The organism is Actinopolyspora lacussalsi (assembly GCA_030803735.1).
Taxonomy (GTDB): domain Bacteria; phylum Actinomycetota; class Actinomycetes; order Mycobacteriales; family Pseudonocardiaceae; genus Actinopolyspora; species Actinopolyspora lacussalsi.
Map to the genome: position 1 here is coordinate 3,195,113 of JAURUC010000001.1, position 25,567 is coordinate 3,220,679.

At 66.5% G+C, this 25,567-nt stretch carries 22 protein-coding genes and 1 tRNA gene; 12 read left to right on the top strand and 11 right to left on the bottom strand.

The annotated features are described in order from the left end of the window. Nucleotides 1-136 precede the first annotated feature (136 nt). Together J2S53_RS14270 and J2S53_RS14275 are read left to right on the top strand one after the other, a co-directional pair. Nucleotides 137-1,351, top strand: a complete 1,215-nt coding sequence (locus J2S53_RS14270) for a dipeptidase (RefSeq protein WP_456241374.1) — start codon at nucleotides 137-139, stop codon at nucleotides 1,349-1,351. 91 nt (nucleotides 1,352-1,442) lie between these two features. Further along, on the top strand, nucleotides 1,443-1,994 hold the full coding sequence (locus J2S53_RS14275; protein WP_456241375.1) for a GNAT family N-acetyltransferase: 552 nt from the start codon (nucleotides 1,443-1,445) through the stop codon (nucleotides 1,992-1,994). 226 nt (nucleotides 1,995-2,220) lie between these two features. Here J2S53_RS14275 and putP read toward each other — a convergent pair whose 3' ends face one another. Together putP and J2S53_RS14285 are read right to left on the bottom strand one after the other, a co-directional pair. Next, a complete protein-coding gene (putP, locus tag J2S53_RS14280; protein WP_456241376.1) occupies nucleotides 2,221-3,738 on the bottom strand; it encodes a sodium/proline symporter PutP in 1,518 nt (505 codons plus the stop codon). Nucleotides 3,739-4,575: 837 nt separating this feature from the next. After that, a complete protein-coding gene (locus J2S53_RS14285; protein ID WP_456241377.1) occupies nucleotides 4,576-5,205 on the bottom strand; it encodes an HD domain-containing protein in 630 nt (209 codons plus the stop codon). A gap of 182 nt (nucleotides 5,206-5,387) precedes the next feature. On the opposite strand from J2S53_RS14285, the gene J2S53_RS14290 reads away from it, so the two are divergent. Next, nucleotides 5,388-6,347, top strand: a complete 960-nt coding sequence (locus J2S53_RS14290; protein ID WP_456241378.1) for a GlxA family transcriptional regulator — start codon at nucleotides 5,388-5,390, stop codon at nucleotides 6,345-6,347. Between the two features lie 339 nt (nucleotides 6,348-6,686). Here J2S53_RS14290 and J2S53_RS14295 read toward each other — a convergent pair whose 3' ends face one another. Both J2S53_RS14295 and J2S53_RS14300 read right to left on the bottom strand, forming a co-directional pair. Beyond that, nucleotides 6,687-7,220, bottom strand: coding sequence for a DUF6416 domain-containing protein (locus tag J2S53_RS14295; protein ID WP_456241379.1), 534 nt, complete (start codon nucleotides 7,218-7,220; stop codon nucleotides 6,687-6,689). A gap of 134 nt (nucleotides 7,221-7,354) precedes the next feature. Then, nucleotides 7,355-8,014 carry an HD domain-containing protein gene (locus tag J2S53_RS14300; protein ID WP_456241380.1) on the bottom strand — a complete coding sequence of 220 codons (660 nt, stop codon included), beginning with the start codon at nucleotides 8,012-8,014 and terminating at the stop codon, nucleotides 7,355-7,357. A 351-nt stretch (nucleotides 8,015-8,365) separates the two neighbouring features. Between J2S53_RS14300 and J2S53_RS14305 the strand changes: the two genes are divergently transcribed. Together J2S53_RS14305 and J2S53_RS14310 are read left to right on the top strand one after the other, a co-directional pair. Continuing rightward, nucleotides 8,366-8,800, top strand: coding sequence for a cytidine deaminase (locus tag J2S53_RS14305; RefSeq protein ID WP_456241381.1), 435 nt, complete (start codon nucleotides 8,366-8,368; stop codon nucleotides 8,798-8,800). Nucleotides 8,801-9,201: 401 nt separating this feature from the next. Continuing rightward, complete coding sequence (locus J2S53_RS14310; RefSeq protein WP_456241382.1) at nucleotides 9,202-9,813, top strand: site-specific integrase; 612 nt, start codon at nucleotides 9,202-9,204, stop codon at nucleotides 9,811-9,813. Nucleotides 9,814-9,880: 67 nt separating this feature from the next. Here the strand turns inward: J2S53_RS14310 and J2S53_RS14315 are convergent. Both J2S53_RS14315 and J2S53_RS14320 read right to left on the bottom strand, forming a co-directional pair. Next, nucleotides 9,881-9,956: transfer RNA gene (locus tag J2S53_RS14315), tRNA-Lys, on the bottom strand. Nucleotides 9,957-10,031: 75 nt separating this feature from the next. Further along, a complete protein-coding gene (locus tag J2S53_RS14320) occupies nucleotides 10,032-10,988 on the bottom strand; it encodes a DMT family transporter (RefSeq protein WP_092977013.1) in 957 nt (318 codons plus the stop codon). A gap of 141 nt (nucleotides 10,989-11,129) precedes the next feature. Here J2S53_RS14320 and J2S53_RS14325 point away from each other — a divergent pair, with 141 nt between their 5' ends. From J2S53_RS14325 to J2S53_RS14355, 7 genes are all read left to right on the top strand, one after another. Beyond that, nucleotides 11,130-11,702: a superoxide dismutase family protein gene (locus J2S53_RS14325; protein ID WP_456241383.1), complete on the top strand. Its 573-nt coding sequence runs from the start codon at nucleotides 11,130-11,132 to the stop codon at nucleotides 11,700-11,702. Between the two features lie 55 nt (nucleotides 11,703-11,757). After that, on the top strand, nucleotides 11,758-12,903 hold the full coding sequence (dusB, locus tag J2S53_RS14330; RefSeq protein WP_456241384.1) for a tRNA dihydrouridine synthase DusB: 1,146 nt from the start codon (nucleotides 11,758-11,760) through the stop codon (nucleotides 12,901-12,903). Then, a complete protein-coding gene (locus J2S53_RS14335) occupies nucleotides 12,900-13,358 on the top strand; it encodes a hypothetical protein (RefSeq protein WP_456241385.1) in 459 nt (152 codons plus the stop codon). The genes dusB and J2S53_RS14335 overlap by 4 nt, the downstream gene beginning before the upstream one ends. 366 nt (nucleotides 13,359-13,724) lie before the next feature. Then, entirely contained in the window at nucleotides 13,725-14,600 is an 876-nt protein-coding gene (locus J2S53_RS14340; protein ID WP_456241386.1) for a GGDEF domain-containing protein, read from the top strand. A gap of 249 nt (nucleotides 14,601-14,849) precedes the next feature. Then, nucleotides 14,850-17,831, top strand: a complete 2,982-nt coding sequence (locus J2S53_RS14345; protein WP_456241387.1) for an LCP family glycopolymer transferase — start codon at nucleotides 14,850-14,852, stop codon at nucleotides 17,829-17,831. A gap of 349 nt (nucleotides 17,832-18,180) precedes the next feature. After that, nucleotides 18,181-18,837: a phosphate signaling complex protein PhoU gene (gene phoU / locus J2S53_RS14350; RefSeq protein WP_092928835.1), complete on the top strand. Its 657-nt coding sequence runs from the start codon at nucleotides 18,181-18,183 to the stop codon at nucleotides 18,835-18,837. A gap of 170 nt (nucleotides 18,838-19,007) precedes the next feature. Continuing rightward, complete coding sequence (locus J2S53_RS14355) at nucleotides 19,008-19,865, top strand: helix-turn-helix domain-containing protein (RefSeq protein WP_456241388.1); 858 nt, start codon at nucleotides 19,008-19,010, stop codon at nucleotides 19,863-19,865. Between the two features lie 294 nt (nucleotides 19,866-20,159). Here J2S53_RS14355 and pstB read toward each other — a convergent pair whose 3' ends face one another. The 5 genes from pstB to mshD form a co-directional block, all read right to left on the bottom strand. Beyond that, nucleotides 20,160-20,936 (bottom strand): phosphate ABC transporter ATP-binding protein PstB, encoded by a 777-nt coding sequence (pstB, locus tag J2S53_RS14360; RefSeq protein ID WP_092977035.1) that lies wholly within the window; start codon nucleotides 20,934-20,936, stop codon nucleotides 20,160-20,162. 15 nt (nucleotides 20,937-20,951) lie between these two features. After that, nucleotides 20,952-21,866, bottom strand: a complete 915-nt coding sequence (pstA, locus tag J2S53_RS14365; protein ID WP_092977038.1) for a phosphate ABC transporter permease PstA — start codon at nucleotides 21,864-21,866, stop codon at nucleotides 20,952-20,954. Further along, nucleotides 21,863-22,843: a phosphate ABC transporter permease subunit PstC gene (gene pstC / locus J2S53_RS14370; protein ID WP_456241389.1), complete on the bottom strand. Its 981-nt coding sequence runs from the start codon at nucleotides 22,841-22,843 to the stop codon at nucleotides 21,863-21,865. Before pstC ends, pstA begins: the two co-directional genes overlap by 4 nt. A 277-nt stretch (nucleotides 22,844-23,120) precedes the next feature. Further along, complete coding sequence (gene pstS / locus J2S53_RS14375) at nucleotides 23,121-24,233, bottom strand: phosphate ABC transporter substrate-binding protein PstS (RefSeq protein ID WP_456241390.1); 1,113 nt, start codon at nucleotides 24,231-24,233, stop codon at nucleotides 23,121-23,123. Nucleotides 24,234-24,439: 206 nt separating this feature from the next. After that, nucleotides 24,440-25,405: a mycothiol synthase gene (gene mshD, locus J2S53_RS14380; protein WP_456241391.1), complete on the bottom strand. Its 966-nt coding sequence runs from the start codon at nucleotides 25,403-25,405 to the stop codon at nucleotides 24,440-24,442. Nucleotides 25,406-25,567: the final 162 nt, after the last annotated feature.

The window sequence follows — 25,567 nt, forward strand, 5'->3', positions numbered from 1 at the left end:
TCGATCAGCTGTCCGGCACACTTCGAGGCCGGAGCGAACTCCGAGCACGGCCTCACCGGTGAAACGTCCCAGCCGGACGTCACCGGGCAGACCCCGGCATCGAGCAACACAACTCGACGAGAAGAAGGCGGACCCCTTGACCGAACCCACCGAGGCCGAGTCGCGGCGGCGTGCCGCGCGGCTACTGCACGAGCACCCCGTCTTCGACGGTCACAACGACCTGCCCTGGGCGCTTCGCGAGGCGGTCGGTTACGACACCGACCGCGCCGACATCGCGACGGACCAGTCGGCGGTGCTGCACACCGACCTGGCCCGGCTGCGTTCCGGCGGTGTGGGCGCGCAGTTCTGGTCGGTCTACGTGCGCACGGACCTCACCGGCGACGCCGCGGTCTCGGCCACCCTGGAGCAGATCGACTGCGTGCGCGGGCTGACCGAGCGGTACTCGGATCGGCTGATCCCCGCCTACTCGGCCGCGGACGTGGAGCGCTGCCGCGAATCGGGCGGACTCGCCTCACTCATGGGTGCCGAGGGCGGTCACTCGATCAACTGCTCAATGGGCACGCTGCGCGCGCTGTACGAGCTGGGCGTGCGCTACATGACCCTCACGCACAACGACAACGTGCCCTGGGCGGACTCGGCGACCGACGAACCCGCCGCCGGGGGTCTCACCCGTTTCGGCGAGGCGGTGGTACGGGAGATGAACCGGCTGGGCATGCTGGTAGACCTCTCGCACACCTCGGCCGGGACCATGCGGGACGCGCTGCGGGTCAGCCGCGCTCCGGTGATCTTCTCGCACTCCAGCGCGCGGGCGGTCTGCGACCATCCGCGCAACGTGCGGGACGACGTGCTGCGTGCGCTGCCCGACAACGGCGGTGTGGCGATGGCGACCTTCGTGCCGAAGTTCGTGCTGCCGGAGGCGGCCGAGTGGGACAGGGCGGTCGACGCGCACCTGACCGGGCTGGGGCTGCACCCGCTGGACGGCACCGAACAGGGCCACCGGGCACGCATCGAGTTCGAGCGGGAGAACCCGCGCCCCGTGGCGACAGTGTCCAATGTGGCCGATCATCTGGACCACATGCGCGAGCTGGCCGGGACAGACCACATCGGACTCGGTGGTGACTTCGACGGCACCCCGTTCACCACCAGGGGGCTCGACGACGTCGCCGGATATCCCAACCTGCTCGCCGAGCTGCTGGACCGGAACTGGTCCGAGGAGGAGCTGGCCAAGCTCACCTGGCACAACCCGCTGCGCGCGCTGCGCGAGGCGGAGAACGTGGCCGAGCGGCTGCGGCGCACCGAGAGCCCGTCGATCGCCACCGTGGAGCAGCTCGACGGAGCTGCCAAGGACTGACGGTGGCACGGCCCGGACTCGCGCGGTTTCCGGAAATCCGGTTGCGCGTACCGGTAGGAAGGTCACGGACAGTCGTTCGAGAGGAGCCGCCGTGTTCGCACATCCGTTGGGTGCCGACGCCGAGTTGCGGCCGTTGGAGCCCTGGCAGGCGGCGGAGTTCGCCGAGTTCACCGATGCCAACCGAAAACACTTGGAGCCCTGGATGCCCTGGGCGGGCATCGTCCTCGACGAGGAATCGGCACGGCGGTTCCTGCGGAACTACGCGGACAAGCAGGCCGACGACTCCGGACGGATCATGGGGATCTGGCGCGGGGAGGAGCTCGTCGGCGGTGCGCTGTTCCGGGTGTTCGACACTCACAGCGGTTGCTGCGAACTGGGGGTCTGGCTCTCCGAGTCCGCGCAGGGCGGCGGATTGATCACTCGGACCTGCGAGCACCTGATCGACTGGGCTGTGCGGGTTCGCGGCATGGCACGGGTGGAGTACCGAGTCTCGGCCGAGAACCACCGCAGCATCGCGGTGGCGAAACGGCTGGGAATGACCCACGAGGGGACGCTGCGCAGTTTGTTTCCCCTCAACGGCAGGCGCCACGACATGCAGATCTGGGCGGTACTCGCCGAGGAGTGGCACGGCCGGGACTCCTGATCGATTTCGATTCGCGAAGCGGCCAAACGCGGAAAGCCGACCGAGCATCCCGGAACCCGTTGCCGTCGATTTCTCGCGAAATCGCCGGGCCGGTGGGGCGACACCGCGGAGCTGGCCGTCGAATTCTCGCGAAATCGCCGGGCGGCGGACGGCGCACGAGGCGGCGACACACGAGGGGCGGTGCACCCGGCATGCACCGCCCCTCCGTGCCGTGAAGCAGCGAGGCTCAGGACTTGGCCGGTTCGGCGCCCTCGACCGGTTCGACCATGTCCCCGGACCAGTCACGCTCGGGACGCTTGCCGAGACTGTTGCACGCCACGATCGCCAGCAGGGCCACGATCCAGCCCGGGATCATCTCGTAGACCCCGGTGCCGCTGAGCGCGTCCACGTTCTTCCAGACCAGCACTGTGATCGCACCACCGACGACACCACCGAGGGCACCGGTCCAGGTCATGCGGGACCAGAACAGCGAGAGCAGGATCACCGGGCCGAACGCGGATCCGAAGCCGGCCCACGCGTAGGAGACGATGTCCAGCACGGCTCCGCCGCCGAGTGCGATCACGTAGGCCACGAGCGCCACCAGGACCACGGTGGCACGCCCGACCCACACCAGCAGCCGCTCCGAGGCGGCCTTGTGCACGAAGGCGCGGTAGAAGTCCTCGGTCAGCGCGGTGGAGGCGACGAGCAGCTGACTGTCGGCGGTGGACATGACCGCTGCCAGCACCGCGGCGAGCAGGATGCCGGCGATCCACGGGTTGAGCAACTGCTGTGCCAGCGCGATGAACACCTGCTCCGGGTCGTCCAGCGGCTGATCGAGCACGCCGATACCGACCAGGCCGACCAGCGAGGCGCCGAGGAGGGTCACCAGCACCCAGGTGGTGCTGATCCGGCGGGCGACGGGAATGTGCCGCGCACTGCGGATTCCCATGAACCGCGCCAGGATGTGCGGCTGCCCGAAGTAACCCGGCCCCCAGGCCAGCAATGACACGATCGCGACGAAGCTCAGGCCGCTTCCGCTCGACCAGCTCCCGTCGGTGAAGCTCGCCTCCTGCCCCATGTCCAGCAACGCCGGGGACTGCTCGGTGAGCGCCCCGCCCAGGCCGCCGAAACCACCCAGCAGGGCTATACCGATCAGCGGGAGCACCACCAGGGCCAGGAACATCATCGTCCCCTGCACCACGTCGGTGAAGCTCACCGCGAGGAACCCACCGAGGAAGGCGTACATCACGATGACCGCCACCGAAATGGAGATCGCCGTCGTCGAGTCCACGCCGAAGACGTCCTCGAACAGCACTCCCCCGGCGACGAGACCGCTGGCCACGTAGACAGTGAAGAACACCACGATCACCAGCGCGGAGACCAGCCGGAGCGAACGGCTGCGGTCCTCGAAGCGCGATTCGAGGTAGGCCGACAGGCTGACGGCGTTGTTGGCCCGCTCGGTGTAGGTGCGCAGCCGGGGAGCCACGAACAGCCAGTTGAGGTACGTACCGAGGGCCAGGCCTATCGCGATCCAGGTGGCCCCGATGCCCTGGGCGTAGACAGCTCCCGGGAGTCCGAGCAGCAACCACCCGGACATGTCGCTGGCCTGCGCCGACAGTGCCGCGGTCGGCGCGTTGAGGTTTCGACCGCCGAGCGCGAAGTCGGCGAGAGTGTTGGTGCGCCTGTACACCCACACTCCGATCACGAGCATGACGACCAGATACGCGGCGAAGGTCGTCAGTACCACTGGACTGATCTCAAACACTGATACTCCTTCAGCCGGGACGACACATGCGCTCCGCCGAAGCGGATCACCGACAGTGGTCGCGGATCGAGGTCGGCATGTGTTCGCGGTAAGTGTTCGAAGGATAGTAAGTGGTATTCGCAACGGCGTATTCGTGCTATGTCACATGATTTCGCCCTTTTCGTTGTCCGATCGAACAACGAGTTCTCACCTCAAAGAGTGACTTTAACGTCATCTCACCCAGTGGGTGATCCAGATACGAAAAGTGATGTTCCGAAAACTCGCCGTGGGCGCGGCTAGGCATCGGACGGAGCGCCGCGAGACCGGCCCGGTTCGAGTGGCAATCGGCTCCCGGAAGTGGGAAGAAGGCCGTGCACGACGGCAGCGACGGGTCATTCGGGCAACCGGCTCTCGCGGTTCCACCGCCCCGAAGCGACTCGTGAACCGCGCGGTCGTGACACTGCCGGTCGGATCGATCGTACTGGGCACGTCGAACGTGCGTCGCGCGGTGGAATTCTGGTGTACGGCACTCGGTCAGGTGCCACGTGACTCGGAGCGAGGGCGGGAAACGCGGGCTTCCCGCCCTCGCTTGGTGTGCTCGACTTTCCGGCAGCAACGTGCCGAGTGCCGCGCATTCGCCCCGCCCATCCGCGCTCTGGGCACGCGGCGAGCACCGAGGGAGCGGGACGCGGCGCCCGAACGGTCCTCGCCAACGAGTCAGCTCCGTTTCGAGCGAAGTGTGACTGTGGCTGGTTGAACCGACCGGATCCCACGGTGTGACTCGAATTCCCGTGCTCTCAGCGCGGTCTCCGATCCGGTGCGGTCGCGGAATCGGTTGCTCGAAGCCACGCGGGCCTCTCAGGAGGAAAACGGATCGCGTCCGAGCATGTCCTCGGAGGTCGGAAGCGCGGTGTCGTGATAGCGGTCAGCGGTCTCGGTGAGCCAGGTCAGCGCGTAGGCGGTGGGAGCGCGGCGAGCGGCTGCCTCGACGGTGTCGGTCATCCGGTCGGCGAACCCGTCCCGTGGGAACGCGGTGAGAACCTCGTCGACCCGCGCGGGGTCGAGCCGGTCGAGTCCGCTGCCGTCGATGTCGGTTCCCGCACCCCAGTGCACCAGGGCGCATTCCGGCGACTTGTGGTCCGCGATGCCCATCGACGTGTGCAGCGCGATGGCATCCCAGATCGCGCGCGCTTCCTCGTCCACCAGGCCGCTGGATCTCGCCCAGTCGTACGCGGCTTCGGCGCCCTCGACCTCGAACCGCCGCTGTCCCCCGTGACGCTCGGTGAGCCCCAGGTCGTGCAGCAGCGCCGCGACGTAGGCGAGCTCTTCACGTACCCGGAGTCCCGCCGCCGCGGTAGCCAGCCGACCGAAGACGTAGGTGCGTTCGCAGTGACGCAGCAGAAACTCGGGGCTGTGCCGCGCGGCCAGTGCGTGCGCCTCACGGGTGAGCGTGCTGTCGGGAATGCGAATACCGGCGATGACGTGCATGGTGAGCGTCCTCCGCGTGCCGCTTCCCGGATCCGGGAAGCGGCGCGCTCCGTCGGGTGGGTTACTGGCCGTGGGTGGTCATCGATCCGGTCGACGCCACCGATACGTACGTCCCGACCCTGCCGTGACGCTCACGTGTAGCGTGAGTGGCAGAAACGACGAGATGCGCAAGAATGCTGCCGATGCATCAGATCAGTGTGCTCGCACTACCCGAGGTCGTGCTGTTCGATCTGGCGATTCCGCTGGAGGTCTTCGGCAGCCAGCCGCACCGCTACACCACCACGGTGTGTGCCGCCACCCCTGGCCCGGTGCCCGGCACCAGGGGAGTCCCCGTCCACGCCGGGAGGGGGCTCACATCACTGGCCGAAGCCGACACGGTGATCGTTCCCGGCTTCGATCCGCGGGACGTTCCCGCGCGAGAAGTGCTCACGGCGCTGCACGACGCAGCCGAGCGGGGCGCGCGAATAGTCTCGATCTGTACCGGCGCGTTCGCCCTGGCTCCCACCGGCCTGCTCGACCAGCGATCCGCGACCACCCACTGGTACTACACCGAAGAGCTCTCCCAGCGTTACCCACGGATCCAGGTCGACCCGGACGTGCTCTACATAGATCACGACGACATCGCCACCAGCGCCGGAATGGCCGCCGGGATCGACCTGTGCCTGCATCTCGTACGCCGGGACCACGGGGCCGACGCTGCCACCGACATCGCTCGCCGCATGGTCGTGCCTCCCCACCGCCGTGGCGGCCAGGCCCAGCTGCTGGACCGGCCACTGCCTCCCAGCGGGGATACCCTGGCCGAGACCTGCGCCTGGGCGCGCGAGCATCTGGACCAGCGACTGACCGTGGCCGACCTTGCCCGGCACGCCGGGCACGCACCCCGCACTTTCGCCCGGCACTTCCGAGCTCAAACCGGCACCACCCCCTTGCGGTGGCTGACAGCTCAGCGTATCCACCAGGCCCGCAGACTGCTGGAGCACACCGACCGCACGGTGGCCGACATCGCCCGCAGCGTCGGACTGGGCACCGCTGCCAATCTGCGCACGCAACTCGCTCGCGACGCTCACACCAGCCCCAACGCCTACCGCCGCACCTACCAGGAATCCCGGGAACCGCACTACAACGACGGCGACGCGCACTGAGGGAGCGGCATCGGCTCCGGTCGCGCGTCCCTGATGAGCCAGAATTCCGATGAACCGCTGCGACAAGCCGGATGAGCGTGCTGGCCGATTCGAAGCACGACGGAAGGCGACAACTAGCTGCCTACCCCCTCACTCCTCCGACACCCGGTCGTTTTCAGCGGGCAAGCCAGGGAGCCAAGAGTAACCACCGAACTCACGTGACGTTGGCATGAGAGCCGTAGGACTCTCTTACCCCCGGCGTGGCCGCCACCGTCCAGCGACGGAGGATGGCAGGGCTTTCAGCCAACACGCCCGTTGCTTGAGGTAACCAGTTCCGGGCCCGGACGACGTCAGCTGTCGTTACTGGTCAAGATTGGCCCGCGCATGACGGAACAGGTCGGCTACACGCGATTTCATCGCGTAATCCGTGTACTTCGTCTTGTCGCCTCCCCACCAGTAGAACGGGTAATTTCGACCGGTTAGCTCGCAGGAGTGGTTGAGCCCCTTGATCGACCCAGCGATCGAGCGTGACCCGGAGAAAACGTCCTCACCAGCGAGGTAGCAGATTTCGTCCACACTGAGCAGTTGTCCCGGATGATCGATCAGCAGGTCCAGAAACACTTTCGCCTTGCCGCTGACGGGCTGGTAAAAGGCTTCGGCAACGGCGCTATCAGCATCGACGTCCCACTTGGGGTAGTAACGATCATCCTCCCGCAGGGCATGATAGCTCCACAGTCGATGGTCATCGGGCAGCACGCGTCTGCTGTCTACCTCGTCGTTCACAGGCTGAACGTTCAGTCGGCTGCTCAAAGTGCTCATTAACTCCATCGCACGCTCCCGCGACATCGTGAGCTCCACCCCTGCTCCTACGGGCAGACGAATATCGTCCGACATTGCTCCACACCTAACCGCAAAAGGGATACCAAAGGGTTAACCCCTTTGGGATCTCGTCAAGGAAATCAGTGATCAGAGCGTCGAACGAATAACCCCAGTCGGATGTGTGGACACACCAGGCAGCTCCGACAAGATCACTCAGCGGATTGTCCGGGGCGGGCCCAGCCGCGGAATTCTCCTTCGGTGATGAGGCGCTGCCCCACTTCCCAGAGATACGTCGAACCGTCGCCGATCACGGCTTTCCGCCTGCGGACGTCGTCGGCGGTGGTACCTGGCGTACGCCAGGTACCACCGCGAGCCATCCAGTTGAGCAGGAGCGGCTGGAAACGGTCCATGGCCTTGGCGAAGCGGGCCTCGGGCGTGTCGCGTTCTTCGAACTCGTCCCACAGCGTGCGGAGCCGCGAAGCCTGGTCCTCGGGCAACAAGCCGAACAACTCGGTGGCCGCGCGAGCTTCGCGCTCGTACTGGTCGTCCCTGCCGTTGGCCGCGTACAGCGGTGTGTCACCGGCGTAGATCTCGACGAGATCGTGGACAAGCACCAGTTGCACGGTGTGCCCGGTGTCGATGGGCTCGTCGGAGTACTCGGCCAGCAGGACCACCATCATGGCCAGGTGCCAGGAGTGCTCGGCGTCGTTCTCGCGTCGTTCAGTGGCCACGAGCGGGGATTGGCGAAGGATCGCTTTGAGGTGGTCAACCTCGATCAAGAAGGTCAGCTGGTCACGCAGGCGTTCGTCCAGCTCGACGGGAAACGGGGTCTTCGCTGCGAGCGGTTCGCTCCGGCGATCATCAGTCACGTAAGCACACGATGACACAGCGTCCACGCGAAAGACAGAGTTCTGTCAAGTCTGGCATCGACCGGCACGGATCCGCTGTGCCTCTGCGACACCCGCTTTATGGGATGAGGCCTCGCATCGTCTGCCGTCGGTCAGTCCTTGGTGTGTGCTGGGGCGGAGCGCGTAGACGGGGACTTGTTACAAGGCGGAGCAGTGGACGTTTGCCGTTGATTCGTAGGGGGTAAAGTGGGGCAAATTCAGCAGCGGCCCCGTGCCTTTTTTGGGCGCGTCCTCCCCTCTCTTCAGGTTACGTTTCAGCTTCGAACGCCCCGCATTGGCCTCGCCCGCACTCCACGCGTTCAGACTGGCTGGATGAACTTGGACCAACATCTCGTGGATGCGGCTGTCAGTCAGATGGATTATCGGGCTCGAACAGCGGCTGCGGCGGTTTACCTGCAGGATGGTCGGATCCTCACCAGTGTGTGTCTCGATAACCTCAACGCCGCGGCCACGTTGTGCGCGGAGACCGGGGCGATCTGCCAGGCCTACACACTTGGTGCCTCGATTACCGCTTCGGTGTGCGTCAGTAGATGGGAGGGTGGCAGGGGCTTCTCCGTCCTCGCGCCCTGTGGGATCTGCCAAGAACGCCTCGCGCTGTGGGGACCGGATGTTCAGGTGGGCGTGGCGGATCTGGAAGCCGCGTCCGGCTGGAACGTGCGGACTCTCCGGGAACTCAACCCGTTCTACTGGGGCCAACACTTCGCCGACGGTGACACATGGCCTTCCTCCGCTGTGCACGCGTCCTGAATATCGGGACCCTACGGCATGAGAGACCCGTACGCTTGGGACTCGTAGAGACTCGCCTCCGGAGGGCGTTCCGGTTGGCTTCGCTGCCTCGGACTTCCGGCGTGCGTCGCTGGTGAGCGTGTCGTGTAGTGCCGGTTGGTTGTCGTCGTTTGTCGTCGCTGATCGGTGGCGTGTGCCCCACGGGGTGAACCGTTGATGGCGGTGGAGTGCGCCCCGCCAGACCCCTCCCTCATCCGACACCAAGCCGCCTCAGCGGACAAGCCGGTTAGTCAAGAGTGCCCGACCCCGTGCTCACCGCCTCGTGTCGATAGGAGCCGATCGACTCTCTTGACTCACCGGATTGACCACCATCCGCCAACGGCGGATGAGGGAGGGGTCGCCCACGATGCCAGGACGCACGGATGCGCGTTCCCCGTTCACGTTCGGCGGTCCCGGCAGGGGCCGCCCTCGAATCGGACGAGGCGGCAAGCGGTAGGGACATTCCTGATCTCGTTCGCTTCATGCTGGCCACCGGGGTACGGATCGGTGAGGCGCTGGCCGTGTGTTGGCCCGAGGTGGACTGTGAAGCCGGTTTGGTCTCGGTGAACTTCACGGTGGTCCGGGTCAAGGGCGAGGGACTGGTCAGGAAGTCGACCAAGTCCAGCTCCGGGGAACGGACCTTGCCGCTCCCCTCCTGGGCGGTGGAGATGCTTCGACGGCGCGAGAACGAGCGGGGCGACCGGGAGGAACCTGTCTTCCCGGACAGTCTGGGCGGCTTGCGCGATCCGTCGAATACCCGGCGAGATCTGCGCAAGGCACGTGGTGCCGAAGAGTTCTCCTGGGTGACCTCGCACGTGTTCCGGAAGACGGCGGCCACGATCCTGGACGAAGCGGGCTTGTCGGCGCGGGTGGTGGCCGACCAGCTGGGGCACGCGCGGCCGTCGCTGACTCAGGACGTGTACATGGGGCGTAAGGCGGTCACCGAGGACGCGGCCACAGCACTGGAAACGGTCTTCGATAGCGAGTCAGAGTAGTTTTGTGTGGGTAAAGTGTGGCGGTGATCTTGAATTGATCACTGCGTAAAACTCTGACCTGGCCTTCTGGTGGGCCGCCAGGGACTCGAACCCTGAACCCGTGGATTAAAAGTCCACTGCTCTGCCCATTGAGCTAACGGCCCGCGAGATACATCTTACAGGCAGCCGTTGATCTGGTACATCGCCGGGCGGGCCGACCACCCGCCCGGCGTGTCGGTTCAGCCACGCACGAGTGCGGCTTCCGGTTGGACGACCTTCCGGCTACCGGCGCGTTCGTTCCAGCCCAGCGCGGTGATCATCACGACGAGCAGCACGAACCCGACCCACTGGGTGACGGTGAGGTTCTCACCCAGCACACCGACACCGACGATGGCGGCGGTCGCCGGAAACGACAGCTCCGCCAAGGTGGCCCGCGCCGCGGGCGTGGTGCGCAGTCCCAGGTAGTACAGGCTCAGCGCCAGCAGACCGGGGATCAGCGCGAGCAGCAGCAGTCCTCCGAGGTTCGCCCACCCCACGGCCAGCGCCCCACCGATGTTCGACAGCCCCTCGGTGATCGAACCGTCGCGCAGCAGCAGCACCAGCGCCACGGTGGGCAGACCCACCGAGTATCGCAGCGTGGTCACCTCCATCGGAGCCAGCTCCCTGCTCAACATCCTCCCCAGCACGGTCCCCGCGGCCCACAGCGCCGCCGCTCCCAGCGCCAGCAACGCGGGCATCAGTCGGGAGACACTCACCTGCGTCGGATCCGGAAACGCCAGCAGCCAGGCGCCTGCCAGCGCGGGAACGGCGAAGGCGAGATAGCCACGGCGGAAGCCCTCCCGCAACAGCAGGAACGAGGCCACCGCGGCGAACACCGGTTGCAGTTTCTGCAGCACCACGGGAGTGACCGGATCGCCGTATCCGAAGGCGGCGGTGAACATCAGCGTGGCCAGCGCGGAGGTACCCGCGCCGACCACCAGTGCCGCCGCCCGCTGCTTGCCGCCGCACCGGGCGAACGCCCGCCACGCCCTGGGCAGCAGCGGCGCCAGCAGCACCGTGACGATCAGATGTTCGCACAGCACCACCGTGGTGCTCGGTAAGCTGGTCGCCAGCGGCATCCGCCACAGCGCGTCCGTCCCCCACATCGCGGTGGCGATCGCGACCAACCAGGTCCGATCGCGCCCCGAATCAGTCATTCGATCAACGTAGCGCGCCTACGCACCGGTACGCGTCCGCGAGGACGACGATCCTCGTCACACTCACCACCGGACACGCCGTTTCACTCTTTCCGGCGATCATTCACCGGTGAGGGCCGCGCACCACGTAGAACCGGACGCATGCGATCCGTATCGAGCGTCGTGCTGGCCGTGACAGCCCTGGTCCTCGCGGTTCCCGCCACCGCGCAGGCGGACTCCTCGGACGAGGGTCACAACCGGACGGTGGCGCGGGGAGTTTTCACCGGTTACCAGGAATCCGCGACGGCCGTCACCTACGCTCCCGAGCTGGTACCGCCGGGCGCGCGGATGGGGGTCTTCGCCGAGAACTCGCCCGGCAAAGGCACGTCCGTGGCCGCTGTCCTCGAGGGGTTGCGCCCGAACCGCACCTACGGTGCTCACGTGCACACCCGCCCCTGCGGGGACGAGGGGGCCGACGCGGGGCCGCACTTCCAGCGGGTACCCGCACCGGAGGGCGTGTCCGGTGATCCGACCTACGCCAACCCGAGCAACGAGATCTGGCTGGACTTCCGTACCGACGCGGCCGGTAACGCGGTGAGCGGTGCCTTCGGGAAATGGAACCCGCACCGGGGTGACGCCTCGTCGGTGGTGATCCACGAGCACCGCACCCGCACGGCGCCCGGCGTGGCGGGCGAGGCCGGGGACCGGCTCGCCTGTCTGAACGTGCCCTTCTGAACGGTCGGCGGCCGCCCGGTACTGATCGGTGGGAACGAGCACCGACAATGGAGGTATGTCGCTCGCGCCAGCCACCGAACCACTCCGGATCGGACCGTACGCGGTCGATCCGCCCGTGGTGCTCGCTCCGATGGCGGGCATCACGAACCTGGCCTTCCGGAAGCTGTGCCGGGAGTACGGCAGTCGCGACTCGCTCTACGTCTGCGAGATGATCACCGCCCGCGCGGTCGTCGAACGCAACGCCAAGACGCTGCGGATGATGAGTTTCGACGAGGGTGAGCACCCGCGTTCGATGCAGCTCTACGGTGTGGACCCGGCGACCATGGCCGAGGCGGTCAAGATCGTCGTGGGCGAGGGCTGGGCCGACCACATAGACACGAATTGGGGATGCCCAGTCGCGAAAGTCACCCGCAAGGGCGGTGGGGCTGCGCTGCCCTACAAGCGCAGGCTGTTCGAGGAGATCATCTCGTCCGCCGTGCGGGCGGCCGAACCGGCGGGTGTTCCGGTCACGGCCAAGTTCCGGGTGGGAATCGACGACGAGCACACCACCTACCTCGACGCGGGTCGCATCGCCGAGGAAGCGGGGGCGTCCGCTGTCGCGCTGCACGGCCGCACAGCCGCGCAGCGTTACTCGGGAACGGCCGACTGGGAACGGATCGCCCGCCTGAAGGAAACCGTGCGGAGCATTCCGGTGCTGGGCAACGGTGACATCTTCACGGCCTCGGATGCCCGGCGGATGATGGACAGCACCGGTTGCGACGGTGTCGTGGTCGGACGCGGCTGCCTGGGCCGGCCGTGGTTGTTCCGGGAGCTGCACGCCGAGCTGCGGGGTGAACCGATTCCGGAGCCGCCGGATCTCGGCGAGATCCGCGGCATCGTGTACCGCCACGCCTGCCTGCTGGCCGAACTCATGGGTGAGGAAAAGGCCATGCGTGACCTGCGCAAGCACATGTCGTGGTACTTCATGGGCTTTCCGGTCGGTTCGGAACTGCGCCGCAGGCTGGGTGTCGTGTCCACGCTCGGCGAGCTGGCGGAGATGCTGGGCGAGCTCGATCCGGACGTCCCCTTCCCCGCCGAGGCGGAGGGGCCACGAGGCAGGCAGGGATCGCCGGGCAAGGTGGCACTGCCGGAGGGCTGGTTGGATGATCCGGAGGACAACTCCGTCCCGGTGGGTGCCGATCTGGACCACAGTGGAGGATGATTCCCTCCCCGCGTCGCTCGCGGGCGCTCATGGCTCCGCCGCTGCTGGTGCTGCTGTTGGGCTGCCTGCTCTCGGGCAGCCCCGCGCCCGCTCCACCCTCACCGGAATCGGGAGCCGTTCGCTCGGTCACGGCCTACTTCCACACCAACAACACGGCGGCACGGCGTGGCCCGGACGCACAACGGACCTTCCTGCGCCGTACCCAGCACCCCGACTATCGGGATCAGCGCTGCTCGTTGGACGGAATGACCGTCACGGCGGAGCCCGCGCTCGGGACGCTGCGCCCCGACGAGGAGTTCACGGTGGCCGGACGGCATCCCGTCGGGCGGGTCTGGGTCGTGGGCGTGGAGATCACGGTGCGCCGCGGCGGGGTCGTGGTGGGTAGACAACTCGGTTCGCAGCACCTGGTAGCGATCGACGGCCGTTGGTACGGCTTCGCTCCCTGTCCCGGGTAAAGGGCCCTGCCTCCCCGGTGAAACCGATGCCCCACCCGAGCGGGCCCGACACGAGCCGACAGAGCGCTAACAGCGCCCCGGGAATAAACAACGCTGAGTTTTCGTAACGCCACTATGCGTGATTACGTGAAACCGGGTTGAATGGGGTGCGGCGACGTAGGACCGGTAGTGGTCCGAGGCGGGAATCGAGACGGGGATCGGCCCCTCGGCCGCAGCGACAGGACGGAGGCCGAAGGATCGAGCGGACGCGTTGTCCGGACACGCCGGTGACGCGGTACGCCGGTTGAGCGAATTCGGTTCCGGTTGAGCGGAACTGGCTCAAGCCCGGTGGCTCACCGGACGACACCACTACGGGAGGTGAGTGCGATGTCCGGACTTCGCGACGGCATTGCCAGGTCGGAGACCTGGCGGGAGGAAGCCGCCAGGGCCCGGCTGCACGACCTCCCGTGCACCGAGCACAGCACCGGCAGGCACTACGCGACCGACTCGGCCACCGCCGCCGGGCTGGCCGAGCTGCACGAGGCCATAGCGGAGCTGCTCGCCTCACGGGGACGCTGGCAGCAGGCCTACCACCACCTGCGGGCCGCACTGGATCTACGGAACAGCGAGCTAACCCCTCCGGTGCCGGAACAACTGCGGCACGAGGTGAACTGGCTGCGGCGCGAACACGCACGCGTCAGGGAACAGAGTCTGCGCGACACGCTGACGGGCGGTTACAACCGTCGCTATCTGGACGAACGACTCGCGAGCCTGCCGCAGGAAACCCCCGAGGGGCTCGGTATAGCTCTGGTGGACCTGGACTGGTTCAAGCAGGTGAACGACACCTTCGGACACGTACTCGGAGATCGCGTGTTGCAGCGTGTCGCCGAATTACTACAGGAAGAACTACCCAATGGGGGATTCTGTGCGCGATACGGCGGCGAGGAATTCGTACTGGTGCTGCCCGGCATCGACGAAGCGGGGGCTATTTCGCTGTGCGAACGTGCTCGGTCGCGGATAGCGGACTTTCCGTGGAAGCGAGTGGCGCGTGGACTGCTTATAACGGTGAGTATCGGATTGACGTACGACGCGACGACCGAGGAAGCCGCCACGTCCGGAACGGAAGAGAAAATTCTCGGCGCGGATGTGTTGCTCTACGCGGCCAAGCAATCGGGGCGAAACGCCGTCGCCTACCGGGAGCACGGTGAAGTCCGCTTGACAGGAATCACCAGGAGACCCGAATCGTCATCACAGGACTACTGAACGCGATCAACTCGGACACGTGGGCGTCAAGAACCAGAGCACTGCCCCGCTTGGACGAACGAAAGATGTGATTTATCCTACATAACACGGTTGTGTCGTGCACTGATTGTGAAGAATCCGGCGCCGCTATCGTCAGTTCGAGCGATCAGCCGTAGCATCTTGGCCGAGTCTGGCGATACAGCTTCGGGGGTGGGGGATCGCCAACCGTTCGAATGAAGACCAATGGCAGCAAGGTGGGAGGGAACGCAGGTGCCGGATAATCCCCGTCGAGGCAGTTCGGGGCACCAGAGTTCCCACTCGGAGTGGGCGTATCCCGAGGACGAAACCGGAAACGACTCCGAAACGGACAGCCGGGCCACTTCGCGCAGGCGCAGAAGAGCTCTCGGGGACGACGGCACGGGCGGTACACGTGTCGGAGATTTGCTGTCCAGGCACGGCAAGGGGCAGACCCAGAACACCGGTTCGCACCGAAAGGTCGAAGCGGACGAATCGGAATTCGTCCCGCCCGAGGAACAATCCGGACCCCAGTCCCCCCGGAGCGGGCCGCGGGAGGAATCGCCCGAGCAGCCCACGCACACCACCGAGGCCGTGCCGGAAACCCCGCCGCAACACGACAACCCGCCCCAGGCTGAAGGACGACGGTCTCGTGGCCGCCGCGCTCGCCGCAGGCAGCAGGAACCGGAACAGGAACAGCCCGGGGGAACCGAGCGGGGCCAGTCCGAACAGACACAGTGGCAGATCCCCAATGGGGCGGGTTCCCCACCACAACCCGCCGGTGGGATCGGAGCCACCAGCACTCCGCCCGCCGAGAGTGACGACACGACGCGGATGACGCCGTTCCTCGGTGCGTCGCGCAGGCCGAACGCCGCCAGGAGTGGTGGCAACGCGCAGCAGCCCGCGGAGCAGAGCTCCCCACACACCTCACCGTTGGCTCCCCCCTCGGCGGACCGAGGCGCGGGAAACCCGGAGTCGGGAGCACCACAACGGCCCGAGGGCGACGCCGGAACCGACACGAGCGATCGCACCCGCCCGAACCAACCGATCAGCGCGGCGCTGAACCAGCACCGCCGTACTCCGGCTCCACCGCCTCCGCCCCTGGAAACCGGTTCCCGAGAAGGCGGGCACCAGCAGGTTCCCTCCGAGGAACCCACCGCGCAACAGCCCGCGGTACGCGGCGAGATGCCGCCGCGAGCAGGAGGTTTCCCGCCCGAGGAGCCATCACCGCAGCCCGCGCGTCGGGAGGGAACCGCCGCCCCGGAATCGAGCGCTCCGTCGGCCGCGGAAGAGATGTTGAACGGCTCGCCCCGGTCCGGGAGTCCCGTACCGGAAACCACGACACACCACGAGGGCGCGCAGCCGGAGCGGAAGCCCGACACCGCGGCCGGCGGCAGAACCTCCGGTGCGGAGCACGACCCCGACACCACAGCCATCGCCCCCAGGAACGACTCGTCCGGCACTGCCGACTCAACCACGTCCCACGAGGCCGCCCCGGACGGCGACGGGTCAGCGGACGAGCAGGACGACGACAACGAGGCCAGTGCCGCCATCGACGCGACGCTGGCGAGGTTCTCGGCGGTACACGACGAGCTCGCGGCCGAGGAAGAGAAGCGGCGCAAGAAGTACGCCTGGCTGTGGGGAAGCCGCAAGGAGCCCGAACCCGGTCAGGACATGCCGTTCGACTTCGCCGAGGACCGCGACGCGAACTCCTCGCGTGTGGAATGGCGCAAGGGAAAGCAGCGAAGGCGGCTGCGGATGCTGGGACGCGGCGCGGCCGTCGCCGTCGCGGCTCTGGTGTTCGTCACCACGGGGATCGGCTGGGGCAGCAAGACCTGGTTGGACGCGAGCTTCAACCACATCAACGCGCTCAACGAGAACTCCGATGCCATCCAGGACGCACACCTGCAGGAGGGGGACCAGAACTTCCTGCTGATCGGTTCGGACACCCGCAAGGGCGCCGAGGCGTCGGACAACATCGGTACGGTCAAGGGAGTGCCGGGCGCCCGTTCGGACACGACGATGATCGCGCACATTCCAGCGGACCGGAGCCGAGTGGTGATCGTGTCGATCCCACGTGACCTGGAGATCGACATTCAGGCCGATACCTGCAGGAAGTGGGACTCCGCCACCGGGAAGTACAGCGAAGAGACGGTGGCGGCCCAGCAGAACGTCAAGTTCAACACCGCCTTCGGGACAGGCGGGCCCGCCTGCGTCACCAAACAGGTGCAGCAGCTCTCCGGACTCGAGATCAACAGTTTCCTCGGGGTCAACTTCCAGGGGTTCAAATCCATGGTCGACGCGGTGGGTGGTGTGCAGGTCTGCACCAACAAGCCGATGATCGACCAGGAGCTGGGCACCATCCTCGAAACGGCGGGCACGCACAAGCTCGGCCCGCAGCAGGCGCTGCGCTACGTCAGGGCGCGCAAGCTCACCAACGACCCCACCTCGGACTACGGGCGGATGGAACGGCAGCAGCTGTTCCTCGGCGCGTTGCTGCGCAAGATGACCTCGGCGAACGTGCTGCTCAACCCCAGCAAACTCGGGAATCTGGCCAACGCCGTCATCGCCAACACCTTCGGCGACAACGTCAACAGCGACAAGCTGATCTCGCTCGGTAAATCGCTGGACGGGCTCGATCCGGAGAAGGTCACCTTCGTGACCATCCCCACCACCGGAATCCAGAACTCACGGGGCAACGAGGTGATGGTGGAGTCCGAGGCACACTCGTTGTTCCGCGCCATCATCGAGGACGTGCCGCTGGACTCCTCGTCCGGACAGCAGAACGGGCAGGCTTCGGAGGGCGCCACGTCGGACACCTCGCCCATGGCCTTCACCCAGCAGGAGCAGGGGAACAGTTCGGCGAAGCCCGACCCCTCCGAGGTGAATGTTTCGGTGTTCAACAGCACCGAACGCAGCGGCCTGGCAGGCAACACCGCCAGTGGTCTGCGTGAGTTCGACTTCGCGGTCGGCAACGTCGGCAACCTGGAGTCCCCGCTCGATCAGACGGTCATCCGGTACTCGGAGGGCAACAAACAGCGGGCGCAGCTGCTTGCCTCCGCCGTGCCCTCGGCCGAGATCGTGGCCGATTCCTCGGTCGGTGAAACGCTGCGGCTGGAACTGGGGACTGACTACGACAACCGGGTTCGCAAGCCGGACAGCGGTGACGTGGATGTTCCGGAGAACCTCTCGACCGTCAACGCGGGTGAGGACAAGTGCGGCGGTGTCAGCGGCTGACCGGAGCGGTCGTCGTCCCGTTGCCGATCGCTCGGTGCGGACCGAGCGATCGGCAACGGGAACGCGGCGGTCACAGTGATACGGCGGGATCAGGGACGCGGCGGACGTGCGGCTCACACACCGGCTCGCCGCCTCCCCCGCGGGGCGTTCGGGTGAGGGCCGAGTGTCGGAACCAACGCTGGTGACGGCTTCGGGCCCGGAAATCCCGTTCCGGACTCGCGGATTCTCACCCACCGTGATGCCCCACCGCGCCCGCACTGGTCTTTTCGAGTGAGAACTCAAATCGTGTTCACCGCAGGTTAACCGGCGGGAACCCTGCGCAATACCCCCACGAAGTAGGGTAGGGACCATGCGTGAGGTCTACCAGGAACAGCTCGACAAGCTCGCCGACGAGCTCGCCGCGATGTCGACCATGGTCGGCAACGCGATGGAGCAGGCAACCACCGCGCTGCTCGGAGCTGACCTGTCGCTGGCCGAGCAGGTCATCGACGACGACTTGAAGGTCGACGAGGCGCGGGCACGCTGCGAAGAGCACGCCTTCGGCCTGCTCGCGCTGCAGGCACCGGTCGCGGGGGATCTGCGTACCGTGATCTCGACGATCCACGCCGCCGAGAGCCTGGAGCGGATGGGAGATCTCGCGCTGCACGTGGCCAAGGCGGCACGGCGCAGGCACCCGCAGCCCGTGCTCCCGGAGGACGTGAAGACTTACTTCTCACAGATGGGTCAGGTCGCGGTCAAGCTCGCGAACCGGCTGAACCAGATCCTGCGCACCCAGGACGTGCAGCAGGCGCGGGATCTCGAAGGCGACGACGACGAGATGGACGACCTGCACCGCCACTTGTTCAGCGTGGTCATGGGCTCCGAGTGGTCGCACGGCGTGTCGGCGGCGGTGGACATCACCCTGCTGGGCAGGTTCTACGAGCGTTTCGCGGACCACGCGGTCTCGGTGGCACGTCGGATCATCTACGTGGTGACGGGAACCATGCCGAGCAGCGACAATTCGTGACCGAATTTCCGGGTAGGCGTCTTTTCCTCACCGGAACGGGCGGGCAAACGGAACGCTGTTGACGTCTCAGCGTCGTCGATTCCGTACGGCACTCATTCGATCGAATGAACGCTATTATTAGTCGGCGTTGACGACGGCTGTTCGCCGCCGCGGTGTGCGAGCCTGCCGACGTGAGTAAGAGTCCTACCGTGCACCGCCGACGTCTTGGCAGCGAACTACGCAAGCTGCGTGAGGCAGCGCAACGCACACACCGCGAAGTCGCGGCTCATCTGGATTGCTCACAGGGGAAGATAAGCCAGATCGAGCTCGGCCGTGTCCCGGTCCGCACCGCGGATGTCCGGCTCATGGCCGAGCTCTACGGATCGAGCAGTGAGCAGGTCACCACACTGCTCGAACTCGCCGAGGGCTCCAAGAAACGCGGTTGGTGGCAGGCGTACGCCAGCACCGCGCGGCGCAACGGTTTCGACACCTACCTCGGTCTGGAGACCGCCGCAGGAGCGGTGAGCACGTTCGGAGCGGATCCCATCCCCGAATTACTGCAGACCGAGGAGTACTGCTCGGCACTGCTGGCGACGGAGCGCGAGGCGATAACCGAGGACGAGGTCTCCGAACGGCTGACCATCACGGCGACCCGCCAACAGCGTCTGCTGGGTGAGCATTCGCTGGAGCTGTACTCGGTGCTGGACGAGTCCGCGCTGCGGCGCGGTGTGGGGGGTCCTCGGGTGATGCGCGCCCAGCTGGAACACCTGGTGCTGATGAGCTACCGACGCAACGTGACGCTGCGGGTGCTGCCGTTCGGCAGCGGGGCGCATCCGCTGCTCGGCGACCGCGTCACCGCCTTCTCGTTCCGGGAGACGGGTGACCCGCAGGTGGTGCACGTGGGTGACTCCACGAACTCGCGCTTCTGGGAGAAACCGGCTGAAACCGCTCCGTACCTGGCAGCGTTGGAGCGGGTGTGCGCGCTGGCGCTGTCGGCCAAGGATTCGACGATGCTGATATCGAGCATCGCGGACGAGCACCGCGAGTGATCCGGCCCCCGAAGGCCCCGCGGTCTCCGGCCGGATGATCCCCTCACTCGGCCGGCGTCGATTTCCCACGAAATCGCCGCGCCTTCGGTACGGTTTCGGGATCCCACCATGCCCGCGGGCCGTACTCCGGCCACCCTCGCAGTCGGCACCGCCGCGGGTTCTCCGGTGCGGCTCTCGCGAGGACGGCCCCGACGTTGTGTAGGTCGCTACCCGATGTCGGGGCACCCGCAGCGAGAGCCGTGTCAGAGGTTCCGCCACCAGCACCGCCAGGCAGGCCGACCCGACACGGTCCCCTCAGCCGAAGCGGCCGGAGATGTAGCCCTCGGTGGCCTTCTGACTCGGATTCGAGAAGATCTTCCCGGTCTCGCCGATCTCGACCAACTGGCCGGGCTGCCCCACCTCGGGCAGGTTGAAGAACGCCGTCTGGTCACTCACCCGCGCGGCCTGCTGCATGTTGTGCGTGACGATGACGATCGTGTAGTCCTTCTTCAGCTCGGCGATGAGATCCTCAATCGCCAGCGTCGAGATGGGATCGAGTGCCGAGCAGGGCTCGTCCATCAACAGCACGTCGGGCTGCACCGCGATGGCGCGGGCGATGCACAGCCGCTGCTGCTGGCCACCGGAGAGCCCACCGCCGGGCTTGTTGAGCCGGTCCTTGACCTCTTCCCAGAGATTGGCCCCGCGCAGCGAACGTTCGGTGATCTCCTCGAGGCGCTTCTTGTCCTTGACTCCGGCCAGCTTCAGGCCGGCCACCACGTTGTCCCTGATCGACATCGTGGGGAACGGGTTGGCCCGCTGGAACACCATCCCGATGGTGCGGCGAACCTGGACGGGGTCGACCCCTGGTGCGTAGACGTTCTCACCGTCGAGCAGCACACTGCCCTCGACCCTGGAGCCGGGAATCACCTCGTGCATGCGGTTCAGCGCTCGCAGCACGGTGGACTTGCCGCAACCGGAGGGGCCGATGAAGGCGGTGACGCTCCGGGCGTGCACCTGCAGCGTGACGTCCTGCACCGCGTGGAACTTGTTGTAGTAGAGGTTGAGATCGTTGATGTCGAGACGTTTGGCCATGATTCGGCTACCGCCCTACCTGGTCTTTACCGCGAACAGTTTGGACAACAGTGTTGCCAGCAGATTGATCAGCATGATCAGCAGCACGAGGGTGAGCGCCGCTCCCCACATCCGGTACTCGCCCGCCTCCGTGGACGTCTTGCGCGCCGTGTAGACCGTTAGGGGCAGCGAGGCCATCGGACCGTCGAACAGGTTGTAATTGATCGCCCTGGAATAACCGACCAGGATGAGCAGGGGCGCGGTCTCGCCCATCACCCTGGCGAGCCCGAGGATGATGCCGGTGATGATGCCGGAGAACGAGGTAGGCAGCACCACCTTCACGATCGTCTTCCACTTGGGGACGCCCAGGGCGTAGGAAGCCTCCCGCAGCTCGTCGGGAACGATCGTCAGCATCGTCTCGGTCACCCGCACCACCACCGGCAGCATCAGCAGCACCAGCGAGAGCGAGACCGCGAATCCGCTGCGGTCGAAACCGAACGTGGTGATCCACAGCGCGTAGATGAACAGCCCTGCCACGATCGAGGGAAGGCCGCTGAGGATGTCCACCATGAAGGTGGTGGTCCGGGCCAGTTTGGAGTTCCTGCCGTACTCGATGAGGAAGATTCCGACCGTCACGCCGAGCGGAACCGCGATCAGGGCGCAGACGAGTGTCTGCTCCAGGGTTCCCACCAACGCGTGGTAGATACCGCCACCGGAATCGTTCGGCAGCAACCCGTAGAACGAGTGGTTCCACCAATCCGCGTTGAGCATCGGGGCCAGGCCGCGCTGCACCAGGGTGAACAGCACCCACAGCAGCGGAATCACCGCGACCAAAAACGCCAGGCCGAACAGCACCGTGGCGGTGTGATTCTTGATCTTGCGCCCCAGCCCGAGCTGTTGGAAGGCGGGGGCGCTGGCGGGCCGCTCGAGGTCAGCGGTGTCCGTTCTCATTTCTTCCCCTTACCGCTGCCGCTCTCGATCCAGCGGGCGAGCGCGTTGACGGCGAAGGTGCTGATGAACAGCACCAGCCCGGCCGCGATGTAGGCACCGACGGTGAGGTGGTTGTTGAACTCGGCCGAGCCGAGCGCGATCCGCGAAGCGAAGGTGGCCCCCGCGTCGAAGATGCTGTAGTGCGGCCCCTCGAAGGTGTAGCTGAGAATGACCGTCAGCGCGACGGTCTCACCGAGCGCCCTGCCGAGGCCGAGCATGGCTCCGCCGACGAACCCGCTGCGGCCGAACGGCCAGACGGTGGTGCGCACCACTTCCCACTTGGTCGCCCCCAGCGCCAGGGCTCCCTCGATCTGCGCCGAGGGGGTTCGCTCGAACACCTCGCGCGCGACTCCGGTGATGATCGGAAGGATCATCACCGCCAGCACGATGCCCGCCGTGAAGACGTTCGAACCGCTGTTGGCGGGCACGTTGCCGTCGGCGAAGATCGGTATCCAACCCAGCGTCCCGTTGATCCAGAGCGCGACGGGTTTGAGCACCGGCGCCAGCACCAGTGCTCCCCAGAGGCCGTAGATCACGGAGGGGACAGCGGCGAGCAGGTCCACCACGTAGGCGAACGGGCGGGCCAGCACCTTCGGGGCGTACTGGGTGAGGAACAGCGCGATTCCGCCCGCCACGGGCATCGCGATGATGAGCGCCACCAGCGAGCTCGCGACGGTGATCCAGGCGAGATCGACGATGCCGAAGGCCATGTTCTCCGGATCGCCGGTCCGCCACTGCCCCGAGAGTAGGAAGTTGGCCTCGTTGGCGTGCAACGCGGGGATGGCCCTGACGAGCAGGAACAGCCCGATGGCCGCGATGATGGTGACGACGAAGATCCCGGATCCGGTCGCCACGGCCTGGAACAGCCGGTCCCCGAGGCGTACCACCTTCTTCTTCCCGCCCGGTTGCTCCGGCGGTGTGGGTGGCTCCGACGACACCGGCTCTTCGGGGCTTCCCACGAGAGTGCTGCCGGCCTCGCCCGGCGGTGTGACTGCTTGGCCCGGCGGTGTGACTGCTTGGCCCGGCGGTGTGACTGCTTCGCCCGACGGTGCGGACCGCCACTCGGAATTCGTCGACTCGGTCACAGTTGTTCGCGACCTCTCAGTTTCCGGATTTCCCGGTCGTACTCGTGTGCCGTGGCTGCCGCACGGCACGAGCACGCACTAGCCCGGGAGGACGTCGGGTTGGTGGCGACCTGGCTCGGCACTGCCGGGCTCAGGTCCGGATCGCCTCGACCGCGTCGAGGACCTTCTCGCGGAACTTCGGAGGCAGCGGCACGTAACCAGCCTGCTCCAGGTTCTCCTGGCCCGCGTGTGCCGCGATCCGCAGCGCGGCGGTCACGGACTTCGCGGTCTGCTTGTCGTAGCCCGCCGAGCACACGACCTCGTAGGTGGCCAGCACCAGCGGGTAGACCCCCGGCGAGTCGTTGCCGTAGATCGACTCCAGATTCAGCCGGAGGTCGTGCCCGGTACCGGCTATCTCGGCACCGTCGATGGCCTTGCCCGCGGATCGGCTGGTGAGTTCGACCGGACCGTTGCCGCTGTCGATGGCGGCGATGCCGAGTCCGGCGTTCTTCGGGAAAGCCCAGGCCGCGTAGGCGATCCCGCCCTCGGTCTGCTCGACCGAGGAGGTGACTCCGTCGGTACCTGCCCTGCCCTGGCCCACACCGGATCCGGGGCGGAACGTCTTGCCCGAGCCGTTCCACATCCCGTGGGTGGCGATGGACAGGTATTCCTGGAAGTTGGCCGAGGTGCCGGACTCGTCGGAGCGGTAGAACGGCACGATCTCGGTTCCCGGCAGGTCGGCCCCCTGGTTGAGCCGCTGGATGGCCGGGTCGTTCCACCTGGTGATCTCGCCCTGGTAGATCTTGGCGATCGTCTCCGGGCTGAGGTTGAGGTCGTCGACCCCCGGAAGGTTGTAGGTGATCGCGAGCGGCCCGAACACCATGGGGATGTTCCAGGCGGGATTGCCCTCACAGCGTTTCCTGGCCTTCGCGGCCTCGGCACTGTTGAGCGCCTCGTCCGACCCGGCGAAGTCGACCTGCCCGGCGGTGAAGGCGGATATGCCCTTGCCCGAGCCGGAGGCCGTGTAGTTGAGCTGCCTGCCCTCGCACTTGACGCCGAAGTCCCTGGCGAAGACATCCATCGCGTTCTTCTGCGCGGAAGAGCCCTCGGCGACCACGGAGGCGTCTCCGCAGTCGACCTCGAGTTGCCGCAACTCGGTGTTCAGATCGGCCGTGGTGACGTTGCGATCGGTTCCGCAGGAGGTCAGCGCGAGAACACCGACCGCGAGAAACCCGAGCGCGAACCTGTGCCGCCCGAAGTGCACGTCGCTCCTCCAAGACAACGGAGTTGACGGCGTGTGCCGTTCCGAGAGCGACCCTAAGCCGACTCGGTAGCCATCGACCGCCATCCAGGTGAACAGAAAATGAACACGGCACGCTAAGTAAGCAAGCACACAGCTAAGCGGGTGAGCACACCCGAAAACTGCTCACCCGCACCACAATCTTGAACACCCTCAGTGTTCAGCGTTGCTCATCGGCCGAGCTGCGCGTCGACATCCCAGCGCTCGAACCCGAGACGGCGGTAAACACTGACGGCGGGACCGTTGTCCGCCTCCACGTAGAGCAGCACCGTCGGACATCCGACGTCGCGCAGGTAGCGCAACCCGGCGAGCGTCAGAGCTCTCCCGAGTCCACTACCCTGCGTGTTCGGGTCGACTCCGACCACGTAGACCTCGCCGCTCCCGTCCGGATGAATCTTGGTCCAGTGGAATCCGAGCAACCGGTCGGCATCGTCCACGGCCAGCAGGAACCCCGCCGGATCGAACCAGTCAAGTCCCTCCTTCTCCCGAAGCTCCGCCTCGGTCATCCCGCCCTGCTCGGGGTGCCAGGAGAACGCGAGGTGATTGACCCGGACCAGCTCCGGTTCGTCCTCGCCGACCCGGAAACCACGTACCGTCACTCCCTCCGGCAGGACCGGCTCGTCGAGTTCGGCACCGCTCAACTCACGCCCCATCCGCCACAGTTCGCGAACCCGGGTGAAACCGAACCGGTCAGCCAGCCGGACCGCGGCCGCGAGCAGGCCGTGCGACCAGATGCGCAGCCGGTACGAATCCCCTTCGTCGTCGGGTTCGACGGGTATCTCGGCACGTTCCAACAACGCCGCCACCAGCTGGGTACCGATCCCGTTCTCGCGGAAGCGGGGATGTACCGCGAGTTCGGCGACCAGGGGTTCCCCCCGGGATTCGCCCTCGGTGTCCATATGGGCGTAACCCGCCAGTTCGCCGCCGTCGGCACGGATCACGAAGTGTTCCGAACCCGCGACATCGGCCTGCACCGGCTCGATCTGTTCACTGACCCCCCGGTGGGAGCGCAACCGCAGGATCACGTGCTCGCCGACGGGCGCCACCCCGTCGGCTCGCTCGGCCGCGGTCAGCAGGTCGAAGACCTCGGCGGTCTCGGTCTCGTCAAGTCCGTTTCGCCACGTCAGATGCACCACACGACCGAGATTACCGATGTTCAACCAGCGTTGGTTGCCCGCGTGCACTCCACTCGACTATGAAACCGAAGGAAGGACGGTCACGAACACCGGAGTCGCAGCGAGTGGAACGACGAACGCGGCGCAACACGCCGCCCCCGGCTCCGAGGCAGCGTCAATTTC

Excerpts from the sequence above, each read along its gene's own strand:
- J2S53_RS14305 (WP_456241381.1), top strand. The coding sequence starts at position 8,366 with ATGAACTTGGACCAACATCTCGTGGATGCGGCTGTCAGTCAGATGGAT.
- dusB (WP_456241384.1), top strand. The coding sequence starts at position 11,758 with ATGTCGCTCGCGCCAGCCACCGAACCACTCCGGATCGGACCGTACGCG.
- J2S53_RS14290 (WP_456241378.1), top strand. The coding sequence starts at position 5,388 with ATGCATCAGATCAGTGTGCTCGCACTACCCGAGGTCGTGCTGTTCGAT.
- pstB (WP_092977035.1), bottom strand. The coding sequence starts at position 20,936 with ATGGCCAAACGTCTCGACATCAACGATCTCAACCTCTACTACAACAAG.
- J2S53_RS14285 (WP_456241377.1), bottom strand. The coding sequence starts at position 5,205 with ATGCACGTCATCGCCGGTATTCGCATTCCCGACAGCACGCTCACCCGT.
- J2S53_RS14335 (WP_456241385.1), top strand. The coding sequence starts at position 12,900 with ATGATTCCCTCCCCGCGTCGCTCGCGGGCGCTCATGGCTCCGCCGCTG.
- J2S53_RS14325 (WP_456241383.1), top strand. The coding sequence starts at position 11,130 with ATGCGATCCGTATCGAGCGTCGTGCTGGCCGTGACAGCCCTGGTCCTC.
- phoU (WP_092928835.1), top strand. The coding sequence starts at position 18,181 with ATGCGTGAGGTCTACCAGGAACAGCTCGACAAGCTCGCCGACGAGCTC.
- J2S53_RS14310 (WP_456241382.1), top strand. The coding sequence starts at position 9,202 with ATGCGCGTTCCCCGTTCACGTTCGGCGGTCCCGGCAGGGGCCGCCCTC.
- pstA (WP_092977038.1), bottom strand. The coding sequence starts at position 21,866 with ATGAGAACGGACACCGCTGACCTCGAGCGGCCCGCCAGCGCCCCCGCC.
- J2S53_RS14295 (WP_456241379.1), bottom strand. The coding sequence starts at position 7,220 with ATGTCGGACGATATTCGTCTGCCCGTAGGAGCAGGGGTGGAGCTCACG.
- J2S53_RS14320 (WP_092977013.1), bottom strand. The coding sequence starts at position 10,988 with ATGACTGATTCGGGGCGCGATCGGACCTGGTTGGTCGCGATCGCCACC.
- J2S53_RS14340 (WP_456241386.1), top strand. The coding sequence starts at position 13,725 with ATGTCCGGACTTCGCGACGGCATTGCCAGGTCGGAGACCTGGCGGGAG.